Source organism: Ruminococcus sp. OM06-36AC (assembly GCF_003438725.1).
Classification (GTDB): Bacteria; Bacillota; Clostridia; order Oscillospirales; family Ruminococcaceae; genus Ruminococcus_C; species Ruminococcus_C callidus.
The window spans coordinates 1-13,899 of sequence record NZ_QSTT01000004.1; the positions used below are offsets into that span (position 1 = coordinate 1).

A 13,899-nucleotide genomic window follows, 5' to 3' on the forward strand; every position below is an offset into this window, starting at 1 on the left:
ACTTTTATTATACGCGATTTTTTCCGGTTTGTCAAGTCTGTTTTTGCTTGGCAACTGCGAGGAAGCCATATTTATTCTTGCGAAAAACAACGAAAACTATGGTTTGACATTTTTCGCGTAGTGTGATATAATAAAAAGCCGAGGGCATACCTGAAACGGTAGGCGGTTTGTTCGGAGTACTCCCTCCCATTTGCATAATCCAGCATATGGGAGGTGATTGCAGTGGATAGTTTTGTTACATTTCGTGATTTACTGGAAATCGGAACGTTTCTGATTTCTCTGGCAACATTTATCACTTCATTGTATAAAAAACATGGCAACCGTAATCACAAGAAGAAAAAGAAATAACCGCCCCTGAAGTTCCCCAACTTGTGACGGTTATTCTATAACATATTCGCAAATGGGAGCAGACCGTCTACTGGTGTGCTCTCTTTACTTTTATTATACGCGATTTTTGCTGGTTTGTCAAGTCCGTTTTTGCTTGACAACTGCGAATAACCTATACTTATTCTTGCGAAAAACAGCATAAACTATGGTTTGACATTTTTCGCGTAGTGTGATATAATAAAAAGCCGAGGGCATACCTGAAACGGTAGGCGGCTCGCTATCCTTGGGCGAGTCTGCCGTCGCCATTTCCGCTGGGCGACGGGCTGGTCGATTCCGGCTCCCAGAAAGGGAGTGAGTGATATGGAATACGTAACTTGGTCAGATTTGATTCAGTACAGTATCCTGATCGTTGCTATTATAGCATTGATGCACGATATTTTCCATAATAACGATAATAAACGGAAATAACCGCCCCAAAGCTTCCAACTAAAGGCGGTTATTTCTTAACCATTTCATTGGGAGCAGACCGTCTACTGGTGTGCTCTCTTTACTTTTATTATACGCGATTTTTTCCGGTTTGTCAAGTCTGTTTTTGCTTGGCAGCAAATGCACTGCGTTTGCCCTTTCTGTCACTCCCTTAAGCAAAAAACCGCCGAAATTGCGTGTGATACAGACTTTTTTTGAAAATCCCGAAAAAAATTCGAAAAAACGCTTGACAAGCTGCAAAAGATGTGATATAATAGCTATTGTTGTGAGGACAACGGTTCTCAAAAGAAAATGTGCCCATAGCTCAGCTGGATAGAGTGACTGGCTACGAACCAGTAGGTCGGGGGTTCGAATCCCTCTGGGCACGCCAAGTATTTCTTTCGAAGTACGGAAACATACCTGTGTTACATTATGTAGCATGGGTTTTTTTTCTATCTGTTTGCCGGCAGTCAGGCATGTTCCCCGCCGGACAGGCATAGAATTTCATGGGGCATCTCCCATGGAAAACAAAAATCGCCCATACCAAAGGGTACAGGCGATCAGATTTGGTGCCGACAGTGGGACTTGAACCCACACGCCATTGCTGGCAACGGATTTTGAGTCCGTCTCGTCTGCCAATTCCAACATGTCGGCGACAACATAACTAATTATAGCACAAACGTCAACCGCTGTCAAGTCTTTTTTGCAATTTTTTCGCAGGGAGGAATTTTTTGTGAATCTTAGCGTACATATCTCCGGCTTCGGGCAGATGTTCGGCGTGCCGAATGCCGTGGTAGACCAATATCTGAAGCTGGCAACGCCGTCCCAGCTGAAAGTGCTGCTCTATCTGCTCCGCAGCAACCGCCCGAACCTTGCACACGATGAGATCGCCAAGGCTCTGGGCATTCCGGAGGAACTGGTGGAAGAAGCGGTGCTGTTCTGGTCGCAGACTACCCTGTTCACTGTGGAAGAACAGTCTGCCGAACAGCCGCAAAAAAACGCGGAGCAGCCCACAGCCAGACCGGCTGCGGAAAAGCAGTCCCGCGGCAGTCAGCCGCATCTGCTCCAGACCAGCAAAAAATGCGGCGAGATGAGCCCGCTGGAAATTTCCACCGCACTGGAAGCTTCCGAGGACTTGAAAGACCTGTTTCGCATGTCGGAGCAGCAGCTGGGCAGACCGCTGCGGCACATCGAGCAGAAGTCCCTCGTCTGGATGCACGACGGCAACAACATCGGCAGCGAGATCATTCTCACGGTGCTGCTCTACTGCAAGTCCATCGACAAGTGCAGCGTCAACTACGCCGAAAGCATCATTACGCAGTGGTGGAACGAGGGCATTCACACGCTGACGCAGGTCAACGATGCCATTAACGATATGGAATACCGCCGCAGCTTTACCGGACACATTCAGAAAGCCTTCGAGATGCACCGAAAGCCCACCACGAAACAGCAGGAGTTCATCGACATGTGGCAGGATAAAAAGATCCCCATGGAACTGATCGTCTACGCTTACGAAAAGACGGTGGAGAGCACGGGAAAACTGGTTTTCGAATATCTGAACTCGATCCTCACCCGCTGGACAGAAGCCGGATACCGCACCCGTGTCGATGTGGACACGAAAGATACCCCGCCCAGCAGCAAAAAGACCGGCGGTAAACCCAGCACGCCCCAAAGCGAAAACGGCGACGCGTATCAGTCGTTTATTTATAATGAGTAATAGGCGGGAAAGCCTGAAAAAGCCTCCCCTGAAAGGGGTGACTCCCCACGGGGTGGGGAGATGCCCGCAGGGCAGAGGGGACCGCTCAGTACGAGGGGAACCGCCGGCAGGCGGTGGAGGGGTTCTTCGTGAAATCTTTTGCTTGATGTAAAAGATTTACGAGATAACCCCTCAGTCAAGCCTGCGGCTTGCCAGCTCCCCTATAGGGGGAGCCTATACACAAAAAGGGAGCCTGAATGAAAAAGCCTCCCTTGAAAAGGGAGGGGGACCAGCGAAGCTGGTGGAGGGATATTTCGTAAATCTTTTCCCTGTTGTATCAGATTCCACAGAAGCACCCCTCAGTCACCTGCGGTGCCAGCTCCCCTAAAGGGGAGCCTGATTAAAGCCTCCCCTTTAGGAGTGACTCCCCACGGGGTGGGGAGATGCCCGCAGGGCAGAGGGAACCGCTCAGTACGAGGGGAACCGCCGGCAGGCGGTGGAGGGGTTCTCCCTTTGTGAAATCAAGGGCAGCTAATCCCCCGCAAAGTTCCCCATTCCCCCCTTGCAATCCCCCAAAAAACATGCTATAATGAAGGCAATACCGCACAAAGAGCGTCTGACGACTTTGCACGCCATCTGCTTGCAAATTTCCCGTCATATTTCACAAAAATGCTCGTGAATACATCAAGTATTCACTCCGCTTTTTGTTTCATCTGACGAAAAATTTGACGACGCATCTGTCGCACAATCTTTGTGCGGTATTGCCTGAAGAAAAACCACCCGCGACCACCGGAAAGGAAGATACGTCATGAATTTTATGGAACTTGCGAAAAAGAGATGCTCTGTCCGTGCCTATGAGGACAAGCCCGTTGCACCGGAACACTTACAGGCGGTACTGGAAGCCGGACGGCTGGCTCCCACCGGAAAAAACCACCAGCCCCAGCGGCTTCTGGTGGTGCAGTCGCCGGAGGGACTGGAAAAAATGGCAAAGGCGATGCACAACACCAACGCCTATACCGCCAAGGCAGTCATCATGGTTTGTTCCGATACATCGGACTGCTGGGTTCGCAGCTTCGACGGGCACTGCATTCATGAGATCGATGCGTCCATTGTCACAACGTATATGATGCTGGCGGCAACGGAACAGGGACTGGGCTCTCTCTGGGTGGAACGGTTTGATCCGGCGATCCTGCGGGAAGAATTCCACCTGCCGGAAAACTACGTGCCGGACGCTCTGCTCTGTCTGGGCTACCCCAAGCCGGAGGCAGTCAAGGAGCCGTCCCGCTACGACACCGAACGCAAGCCGCTGGAAGAAACCGTGTGGTTTGAAACTTATCAGGATTGATGCGGAGCATATTAAGGTAAGGCAATACCGCACAAAGATTGTGCGACAGATGCGTCGTCAAATTTTTCGTCAGATGAAACAAAAAGCGGAGTGAATACTTGATGTATTCACGAGCATTTTTGTGAAATATGACGGGAAATTTGCAAGCAGATGGCGTGCAAAGTCGCCAGACGCTCTTTGTGCGGTATTGCCGTAATAAAAAGACCGGATTTCTCTTGGAGAATCCGGTTTTTTGTTTGGTGCGGTTTTGGCAATTGGCTGCCTTTGAAATGCAGGAGGAGGGTGTAAAGCGTGACATGGTGGGGGAAGATTTCCCAGAAGAAATCCCTCCGGCACTTCGTGCCACCTCCCTTTTCAAGGGAGGCTGAATAAAAAAATGCCTCCCCTTTAGGGGTGACTCCCCACGGGGTGGGGAGATGCCCGCAGGGCAGAGGGGACCGCTCAGTACGAGGGGAACCGCCGGCAGGCGGTGGAGGGGTTCTTTCGTGGAATCTTTTCCCTGTCTGGACGTATTCCAATAAGAACCCTTGTATTTTTCACAAAAATGCGGTATACTGAATAGGAGAGGGTGAGGAGATGACGTACTTCTGGACAATTCAGGAACATGTGCCGGACGGGCTGGGGTTTCGGCTGTTTGGCATTGCCCATTTGCTGTGGCTGGGCGGGATCGTTCTGGCAGTGCTGGCGATTGCCCTGACCTGCTGCCGCTGGAAACCGGAAACTGTGCACCGGCTGTTATGCGGGCTGACATGGGCAGCACTTTTGCTGGAGATCTGCAAGGACGGCGTGCTGCTGTACACGGGGCAGTTTCGTCCCAACTATCTGCCGCTGGATCTGTGCGGGCTGTCCATTTTTGTGGAATTTGCCGCAGTGCGAAAACCCCGTCCGCTGCTGCTGGAACCGGTCTACAGCCTTTCACTGCCGGGAGCGTGTCTGGCACTGCTGTTTCCCAACTGGTTCTCGCTGCCCCTGTGGAACTTTTTCAGCCTGCACAGCTTCCTGCTCCACGGGCTGCTGGTGCTGGTGCCGGCGGTGCTGCTGGCTCGCGGGATACTTCGCCCCAACTGGAAACGGCTGCCGTTTTGCTTCACCTGTGTGGCGGCGGCGTGTGTGCCGGTTTCGCTGGTGAACCGCCACTTCGGCACCAACTTTTTCTTTCTGGAACGCCCGTCCTCCGGTTCGCCGCTGGTCTGGTTTGAACAGGTGTTCGGCAGTCATCTGATCGGGCTGCCGGTGCTGATGGCTCTGATCTGGGCAGGCATGTACGGAATTCCCGCGGTACTCCGACGTTTGTGCGGCGGGCGGAGGTAGAATCGCCGGTCATATTGTTGCATAAATCGATAAGCAAAAACAGACTTGACAAACCGGAAAAAATCGCGTATAATAAAAGTAAAGAGCGCACACCAGTAGACGGTCTGCTCCCACTGCATTATGTTAAAGAATAACCGCCGCAGTTTGGAGACTAGGGGCGGTTATTTCTTTTTCTTGCCGTGGTGATTCTGATTACTATTTTTATGATTATAGTAAATGTATAAGATCACGCTGATGCAATCCAGCAGAAAGCTGCCGATTCTCAGCAAATCACCTAAAGTGATGTATTGATCCATCATACCGATCACCTCCCATCTGTTCCAATGAGCAGTGGGAGCAAAAATCAGAAAAAGACTTGACCGCCTACCGTTTCAGGTATGCCCTCGGCTTTTTATTATATCACACTACGCGAAAAATGTCAAACCATAGTTTGTCTTGCTTTTCGCAGGGAAAAATACAGTTTGTCAAGCAAAAACAGACTTGACAAACCAGCAAAAAATGCATAAGAAAAGAGAGTCTGCCAGTACAGCAGACGATCTGCTTTCACGCAAAAGGCTCTGCCTCAAAGCAAAAAAACGCCGGACAATGCCGGCGTTTTCTTCTGTCCGGTAAAGAAAGCTGCTGCCGGACAGTTTGTTTTTAAAGATAGTCCTTGATAAGGCCAACGCAGGACTTGCAGACTTTCTTGTCGTTGAAGTCGATCAAGTCATCTGTGCGTCCGCAAAGAGCACAGCTGCACTGTGCCTTCTGGATAATGATTTTTTCACCTTCGGTGTAGATCTGCAGGTAGTCGTTGCACTCGATCTGCAGCTGCCGACGCAGTTCTTTCGGCAGGACAAAACGTCCGAGGCTGTCTACACGACGCATAATGCCAGAGTCTTTCATTTTACACAATCTTCCTTTCTGCCTGTTTGCTTTTACCAGAAGTAAACAGATTCCTTTGCCTGTTTTTGAAAAGAAATACACAGTTTCTGCCGGATCTCTGCGGGCAGACCTGTCGGTTTTACTGCTGAAAAAACAGCGATTCCGCAGTGCTACAGAGATCTAAAGTGCATTTTCTATGGAAAACAGGTCGCTTTCAGACCGGAGGAATGTATTCCGATCTACAAGTGCTATTATACAACATTTTCCGAAATCTGTCAATCTATAAAATGACTTTTTTCTCCCTATTTCGGAAACTTATCATTCCATAATTTTTTCTTATATTGAAATTGTAAGAAAAAGCAAAAAAGCACTTGACAGAACCGGAATGATGTGCTATAATAATATACGTTGCTTGCAGCATCATGAGATATTAGCTCAGTTGGCAGAGCATACGCCTTTTAAGCGTAGGGTCGAGGGTTCAAATCCCTCATATCTCACCAAGAAGTCCGTATCATGGTTTGTGATACGGACTTTTTGCTGTATGCGGCAATCTTATCAAAAATCCGCCTGTCGGATTTTTATGAGGTTGTCCTGAAGCCGGTTCCGCGGGCAGCCGGCAGGAGAGAAAGGCGGCGTAGCGGCGTGGAACTGGAAAAACAAATCCGGCTGGCTGGTCGGGTAGATTCTGTCATTCAAAAAGGCATGCAGGAGGGAAAGATCACCGGTGCCTGCGTAGGCGTATACCAGAATCAGGAAGAATATTTGTGTAAGGCATACGGTCTGGCAGATCGGGAACAGGAAACGCCCATGCGGACGGACACCCTGTTCCGCATCTTCTCCATGACCAAGCCGGTGACGGCGGTGGCGACCATGCAGCTTTGGGAGTCCGGCAAGCTGGAACTGAGCGATCCGGTTTCGTGGTATATTCCTGCCTTTCGGGAGAAGCTGGTAGATGTGCACGGTGAACTGGTGCCGGCGAAGCGGGAGATCTGCATTCAGGATTTGCTGAACATGACCTCCGGCATTCCCTATCCGGACTGCTGGAGCGAATCCCAGAAGAAAATGGGGGCGTTTTATGGCGAGATCGACCGCCGGAACGCCACTGACCACCCTGTGGATACGCAGGAATTCGCATGGCGTGTGGGGGAAGAAGTGCCGCTGCTGTTTCAGCCGGGAGAGAAGTGGTCATATGGAGCTTCGGCGGATATTCTGGGGGCAGTGCTGGAAAAGGCGGCAGACATGCCATTGGACGAGCTGTACCGGAAGCAGATCTTCCAGCCGCTGGGCATGACAGATACAGATTTCTACGTGCCGGCGGAAAAGCGTTCCCGTCTGGCACAGCTGTATCAGTATCACTGGGGCGAAGATTTCTGCGGGCTGGCGATAGAGCCGGATCCCCATCTGGGCATGACGGACTACCGGAAGAAGCCGGCGTTTTTCTCCGGCGGGGCGGGGCTGATCTCTACCATGCAGGACTATGCCCGGTTTGCCAATCTGCTGGCGGGAAAAGGTCTGCATCGGGAAAGCGGCGTGCGTCTGATCGGCGAGAACACATGGCGGTATCTCACCACGCCGCAGCTGAGTGATGCCCAGAAAACGGGAATTGACTGGGAGCAGCTGAAAGGCTATACCTATGGCAACCTGCTGCGGGTGCTGGAAGATCCGCTGGTGTGCATGACCAATGTGCCGGCTGGGGAATTCGGCTGGGACGGCTGGACAGGACCGTATTTCTGTGTGTCCCCGCAGGACGGCACTGTGCTGTTGTATCTGATTCAGGTCTGCGGCGGCAGCACCAGCGATATTGTGCGGAAACTGCGGGCGATCACATTCGGGTGCTTGTGATGATAAAGTGAAAAACAGACTTGACAAATCAGCAAAAATCGCGTATAATAAAAGTAAAGAGAGCACACCAGTAGACGGTCTGCTCCCACTATGTGCTATTCGAAGATAACCGCCTAAGTTGGGAAGCTGGGGCGGTTATTTCCGTTTTTTGAAGTTTAAGTAAGCAAGATACGCCTTAAAGACTTCGCAAACCATGCTAATGCACTTGACGAGAATGTCTATGTTCATTCGCACTCACTCCCTTCTGGGAGCAGGAATCGACCGCCTACCGTTATTGGTATGCCCTCGGCTTTTTATTATATCACATTACGCAAAAAATGTCAAACCATAGTTCCCGTTGTTTTCGCAAGAATAAAAATGACTTGACAAATCAGCAAAAATCGCGTATAATAAAAACAAAGAGAGCACACCAGCAGACGGTCTGCTCCCACTGTTTATGGTTAAGAAGAAATAACCGCCGCGAGTTGGTAGCTTCAGGGCGGTTATTTCCGTTTTTTGAAGTTTAAGTAAGCAAGATACGCCTTAAAGACTTCACAAACCATGCTAATGCACTTGACGAGAATGTCTATGTTCATTCGCACTTCCTCCCTTCTGGGAGCCGGAATCGACCAGCCCGTCGCCCAGCGGAAATGGCGATGGCAGACTCGCCCAAGGATAGCGAGCCGCCTACCGTTTTAGGTATGCCCTCGAGTATTTCGTATATCACACTACGCAAAAAATGTCAAACGATAGTTTCCGTTGTTTTCGCAAGAATAAAAATGACTTGACAAATCGGAGAAAATCGCGTATAATAAAAGTAAAGAGAGCACACCAGTAGACGGTCTGCTCCCAAGTTTGAGTTATTTGAAATAACCGCTCAAGGTGGCAGCTTTGGGGCGGTTATTTCCGTTTATTATCGTTATTATGGAAAATATCGTGCATCAATGCTATAATAGCAACGATCAGGATACTGTACTGAATCAAATCTGACCAAGTTACGTATTCCATATCACTCACTCCCTTCTGGGAGCCGGAATCGACCAGCCCGTCGCCCAGCGGAAATGGCGACGGCAGACTCGCCCAAGGATAGCGAGCCGCCTACCGTTTTAGGTATGCCCTCGAGTATTTCGTATATCACACTACGCAAAAAATGTCAAACGATAGTTTCCGTTGTTTTCGCAAGAATAAAAATGACTTGACAAATCGGAGAAAATCGCGTATAATAAAAGTAAAGAGAGCACACCAGTAGACGGTCTGCTCCCAAGTTTGAGTTATTTGAAATAACCGCTCAAGGTGGCAGCTTTGGGGCGGTTATTTCCGTTTATTATCGTTATTATGGAAAATATCGTGCATCAATGCTATAATAGCAACGATCAGGATACTGTACTGAATCAAATCTGACCAAGTTACGTATTCCATATCACTCACTCCCTTCTGGGAGCCGGAATCGACCAGCCCGTCGCCCAGCGGAAATGGCGACGGCAGACTCGCCCAAGGATAGCGAGCCGCCTACCGTTTTAGGTATGCCCTCGAGTATTTCGTATATCACACTACGCAAAAAATGTCAAACGATGGTTTCCGTTGTTTTCGCAAGAATAAAAATGACTTGACAAATCAGAGAAAATCGCGTATAATAAAAGTAAAGAGAGCACACCAGTAGACGGTCTGCTCCCACGGTTATAAAATAGCCGCCTTAAGTTGGAGCTTGGGGGCGGTTATTTCTTTTTGTATGCTAAGTATGCAAGAACTGCACGAAAGACATTACAAAAAATGCTTACGATAAAAGAAATTACATCCATCATCATGCATCACCTCCCATCAATTCAAATAGAAGATTGTGGGAGCAGGAATCGACCAGCCCGTCGCCCAGCGGAAATGGCGACGGCAGACTCGCCCAAGGATAGCGAGCCGCCTACCGTTTCAGGTATGCCCTCGAGTATTTCGTATATCACACTACGTGAAAAATGTCAAACGATAGTTTATGCTGCTTTTCGCAGACACCCACAAAAAAACACCAGCATCAACCGGAACGTCCTCCCGTTGATGCTGGTGTTTTATTATATGGTTTCCGTCAAAACGTCAAACTTATACAGTGTTTCCTTAGGATTCTTCCAGACCGGTATTGATACCGCTTTTTTCCAGTCCTGCCAGTTCTCCGGACGGTGTTTCTCCGGAGTTGTCTTTCTTTTTCGGGAAGACGAACTTCAGCAGGATCGGGGTGACGATCGTGGTGAATACCACCATGATGACCAGCGGTGTCATGAACTTCTCGCTCATCAGCCCTACAGAAGCACCCTTGTTGGCGACGATCAGGGCGACCTCACCACGGGAGATCATACCGATACCGATCTGCAGGCTCTCCTTGTTGGTGTACCGCATGATCTTTGCACCCAGACCGCAGCCGATCACCTTGGTGACAACTGCCAGCAGCATCAGCAGCAGCATGAACACGATCAGCTTTCCGGTCAGACCGTCCAGCGTCATTGCCAGACCGATGTTTGCGAAGAAGATAGGGGACAGGAGCATGTAGGACAACGTGTTGAAACGGTTGACTACATACTCGTTCTTTTTCAGACCGGATACTGCCAGACCGGCAACGAATGCACCGGTGATGTCGGCAACGCCGAAGCAGATCTCGGCAATAAAGGACAGCAGCAGGCAGAAAACAAATGTCACGATGTTGTGACGGCGGAGGTTCTCGTTGCTGGATTCCCGCCACTTTTTAAAGAAGAAGTGGTACAGTACAGCGGCACCGATCGCCACAATGAAGAACGCCAGAATGTTGATGACAACAGCGAATACGCCGTCGTTGACCAGCAGTGTGCCCAGTGTCTTTTCGCCGCCGCCGTCGCCGGTCTTCTTGCCGCCCAGACTGATAACGACAGTCAGAGCGATAATGCCCAGAATGTCATCGATTACGGCAGCACCCAGAATGGCATTGCCGGCACGGGAGTTCAGGGCACCCAGTTCCTTCAGAGTTTCTACGGTGATGCTGACGGAAGTTGCAGTCAGGACAACACCGATGAAAATGTTCTGCCAGAACAGGGAAGCCATTTCCGGATTCTGTTCCGTATTGTAGAAGTCGGCGAGGAAAAATCCGCCTACCAGCGGAACAATGACGCCCAGCAGGGCAATGACAAAGGAGGCAAGTCCTGCCTTTTTCAGTTCCTGAATGTCGGTTTCCAGTCCGGCACTGAACATGAGGACGATAACGCCCAGTTCTGCCAGACTGACGATCAGGTCATTCCGTTCTACAACGTCCAGCAGCATCGGGCCGAGAATGATGCCGGCTGCCAGTGCACCAACGACCTGCGGCAGGCTGATCCGCTTGGTCAGCAGCCCCAGCAGCTTGGTGGACAACAGAATGATCGCGATTTGCAGTAAAAAAGAATAATCATTGTTGAATAAAAAATCTTTCAAACCCATAATGGTTTCTATCTCCCTTTATAATTTGCTTTCTGTCAAGAATGATCCTATGTCAGTTTTGGTTTGACGGTACCATGTGGTCAGTTTTATCAAAGCACTCCCTCCGCCTGCCGCAGAGCCTAACTAGCCTCCCCTTTCAAGGGAGCCTAAATCAGCCTCCCCTGAAAGGGGAACCGCCGTTAGGCGGTGGAGGGGTTCTCACGTGGAATCTTTTTCATAATGTTTTAGGTTACACAGAAGTACCCCTCAGTCAAGCCTACGGCTTGCCAGCTCCCTTACAGGGGAGCCTATAATACAACAAAGGAGAGCCTGAACAAGCCAAGCCTCCCCTTTAGGGGAGGGGGACCGCCGTTAGGCGGTGGAGGGGTTCTCACGTGGAATCTTTTTCATTACAAAAAAAGACTTTCAATCCCCCGCCAGATTCTGCCGCAGCACTGCCGCGTCCAGACCGTTCACCATCTTGTCGGCGTGGAGATCGGCGTTGGCAGCCCCGGCCTTGGAAAGCTTTTTGTTGCCCAGCAGATACTGGATCAGCAGCACCAGATCAGCAGTGTTCACCTTGCTGTCTGTATTGACATCGCCCAGCAGCGTATCCGGCTTCTGGGGCGTGGTAACAGTAGTTGTCACCGGCTCCTTGCCGTCCGGCTCTCTGCCGGAGATCAGCACGCCGTTCTGGTATACCGGAATGCAGTCCGAAATGACATACTCGCCCACGTTTTTCAGCAAGTCCGTGTTGGAATAGTCGTTGGAAGCGTCCCAGCCAGTCTGGTAATCCGGGAAAACCAGAGCCAGCATCAGTTCGCACTGGTGCTGTCCCTCGGAGATCGGCATGGCAACACGGCCGTCCGGATAGGTCACTTCAATATAGTAGATGTTGTCCTTGTAGTGCTGCACTTCCGAGATCTGTGCCGGCGTGTAGTCGTCGTACATCTTCGCCTGATCGCGGTCTACCCGCATGACTACATCGCCGGGCTGGAAGCCAGCGTTGATGACTTCAGACAGATCCATGTAATACCGATAGGACAAGTTGTCCTCGATCCGTGCCGGCCATGCCGAGTGGTTGGTCAGCTTGAAACTCAGCGTCACGCCGCCGGAAGTTTCCGTCAGCTTGGTTTCCACATAGAATTCCTTGTCCCGCGTTTCCGGTTCCGGAAAATCCGGATCCGGTGTGCCGCCGTAGGCTTCGGTCATCTTGCACAGCAGTGCCGTGAAACCGGCGTTGTAGTCGCATGCTACCTCGTTGTTGATGTAGTTCTGCCGGTCGTCCTCGTAGGAACCGTCCTCGTTGGGGCCGCCCACCAGTGCTCCATATAAGATGTGGCGGTTGGTTTCCGGCGTATCCAGTGCATTTTTCCACGAGCCGTGAGCCGTCCGGTGGTGGGGATTCTGCGGGGATTTTTCTCCGTAGCCCACCACGAAACTCTGCCCGTCCGGATTGTCCCCCAGACAGTAGTTGATCTGGTCTTCGTAGAACTGCTGATACTTTGTCGTGTCGGTGCCTTTCAGCACGGTGTCACACGCCACGCTTGCCAGAAATCCGGCAGTGGTGGCGTACCGCAGACAGCCCCAGGTGGTCAGCCACTTTGCACCGCCGTCCAGCGTTTTCACAGAGTCCGTCCAGTAGTTCAGGTGCTTCTGTACCCGTCCGATGTAGAAGCTGTCGTTGGTGTTGATCGCGTACAGAAGCAGACCGCCCTGCATCACGTCGTCCCAGCACATGCCCCACGAATATTTCAGTTCGTCAGAGCCCAGTTCCTTTCCCAGATTGGGAATATAGGAAGTCGCCTTGTCCAGATAGGACTGCTCGCCGGTGGCGATGTACAGCCAGTTTGCCGCGTAGAACAGTTCGTCATAGAAGTGGGACGAACGGTAGAATCCGCTGGCATCACTATTATTATAGGCTTCATCGCTTCGAGTTTCGTCTGCCAGCCGGAACAGGTTCTCGGCGTGTTTCAGATAGTCGCCGGTCTTGTCGCTTCTGCCCTTGAGGGCACAGGAGCCAGCCGCCAGTGCCGCCGCCATTTCACCGCAGACAGCGGAATCCGTTCCGCGGAGTACGGCTCTGGCTTTGGCGTAGTCTGCCCCGTTGTCCTTCATGCCGTATTCCAGCAGCTCCACCGGCCCCCACCAGGTGTGATCCATCTGTCCGTTGCCCACCTGATAAACGGCGGTGTCGCCCTCGTCACAGGCGGCGAGATAGTCCAGCACAAAAGAGAGGTTGTTCACATAGGTTTCCAGTTCGCCGGTCTGCTCCAGCCCGTCAGGGTACTGGTACAGTCCCCACGCCAGCATGGAAGCGGAATACGCCATAGGCAGATTGAACTTGACATGGTCGCCGGCATCGTACCAGCCGCCGGTGATTTCGTCGGACATGGTGGAATCGGCACGCCACTCCACTTCGTTCCATTCCGGAAGCGGCCCTGCCTGCTGGCATTCATAAAAGTACATGGACTTCTGGAGAGCCTCGGCGTAGTTGGCGGAAAAGTCCGCCGCAGAAACAGACACCGGCGGCAGGGCACTGACACCCAGACAGACTGCGGTCAGCAGAGCTGCGGCACGTGTGCATCTTCGCATTTGTATCATCTTCCTTTCTGTTAGGGCAGTACCGCACAAAGCTTGTGCGTAAGGTGCGTTGTCAGATTTC

The 13,899-nt window shown here is 51.1% G+C and carries 9 protein-coding genes and 3 tRNA genes; 7 read left to right on the forward strand and 5 right to left on the reverse strand.

The features are described from left to right. Positions 1-1,106: 1,106 nt before the first annotated feature. Positions 1,107-1,183: transfer RNA gene (locus DXB92_RS04855), tRNA-Arg, on the forward strand. A 176-nt stretch (positions 1,184-1,359) separates the two neighbouring features. On the opposite strand, the gene DXB92_RS04860 is transcribed toward DXB92_RS04855, so the two are convergent. Beyond that, positions 1,360-1,446 (reverse strand) — tRNA-Leu (locus DXB92_RS04860). A gap of 79 nt (positions 1,447-1,525) precedes the next feature. On the opposite strand from DXB92_RS04860, the gene DXB92_RS04865 reads away from it, so the two are divergent. From DXB92_RS04865 to DXB92_RS04880, 4 genes are all read left to right on the forward strand, one after another. Next, positions 1,526-2,509, forward strand: coding sequence for a DnaD domain protein (locus tag DXB92_RS04865; protein WP_117732825.1), 984 nt, complete (start codon positions 1,526-1,528; stop codon positions 2,507-2,509). Between the two features lie 787 nt (positions 2,510-3,296). Further along, positions 3,297-3,833 (forward strand): nitroreductase family protein, encoded by a 537-nt coding sequence (locus DXB92_RS04870; RefSeq protein WP_117732827.1) that lies wholly within the window; start codon positions 3,297-3,299, stop codon positions 3,831-3,833. Between the two features lie 128 nt (positions 3,834-3,961). Beyond that, the gene (locus DXB92_RS13520) at positions 3,962-4,201 is read left to right on the forward strand and encodes a hypothetical protein (RefSeq protein WP_181976911.1); all 240 of its coding nucleotides are present in this window, start codon (positions 3,962-3,964) and stop codon (positions 4,199-4,201) included. Positions 4,202-4,409: 208 nt separating this feature from the next. After that, positions 4,410-5,144, forward strand: a complete 735-nt coding sequence (locus tag DXB92_RS04880) for a YwaF family protein (RefSeq protein WP_117732831.1) — start codon at positions 4,410-4,412, stop codon at positions 5,142-5,144. Positions 5,145-5,305: 161 nt separating this feature from the next. Here the strand turns inward: DXB92_RS04880 and DXB92_RS13525 are convergent, their stop codons facing one another. Beyond that, positions 5,306-5,443 (reverse strand): hypothetical protein, encoded by a 138-nt coding sequence (locus tag DXB92_RS13525; RefSeq protein ID WP_181976912.1) that lies wholly within the window; start codon positions 5,441-5,443, stop codon positions 5,306-5,308. Positions 5,444-5,783: 340 nt separating this feature from the next. After that, positions 5,784-6,029, reverse strand: a complete 246-nt coding sequence (locus DXB92_RS04885; protein WP_021682769.1) for an AbrB/MazE/SpoVT family DNA-binding domain-containing protein — start codon at positions 6,027-6,029, stop codon at positions 5,784-5,786. 403 nt (positions 6,030-6,432) lie between these two features. Here DXB92_RS04885 and DXB92_RS04890 point away from each other — a divergent pair. Together DXB92_RS04890 and DXB92_RS04895 are read left to right on the forward strand one after the other, a co-directional pair. After that, positions 6,433-6,508, forward strand: a tRNA-Lys gene (locus tag DXB92_RS04890). 13 nt (positions 6,509-6,521) lie between these two features. Next, positions 6,522-7,850, forward strand: coding sequence for a serine hydrolase domain-containing protein (locus DXB92_RS04895; protein ID WP_117732833.1), 1,329 nt, complete (start codon positions 6,522-6,524; stop codon positions 7,848-7,850). 2,079 nt (positions 7,851-9,929) lie between these two features. Here DXB92_RS04895 and DXB92_RS04900 read toward each other — a convergent pair. Continuing rightward, the gene (locus DXB92_RS04900) at positions 9,930-11,255 is read right to left on the reverse strand and encodes a cation:proton antiporter (RefSeq protein WP_021682740.1); all 1,326 of its coding nucleotides are present in this window, start codon (positions 11,253-11,255) and stop codon (positions 9,930-9,932) included. Between the two features lie 405 nt (positions 11,256-11,660). Further along, positions 11,661-13,829 carry a glycoside hydrolase family 9 protein gene (locus DXB92_RS04905; RefSeq protein ID WP_117732835.1) on the reverse strand — a complete coding sequence of 723 codons (2,169 nt, stop codon included), beginning with the start codon at positions 13,827-13,829 and terminating at the stop codon, positions 11,661-11,663. Positions 13,830-13,899: the final 70 nt, after the last annotated feature.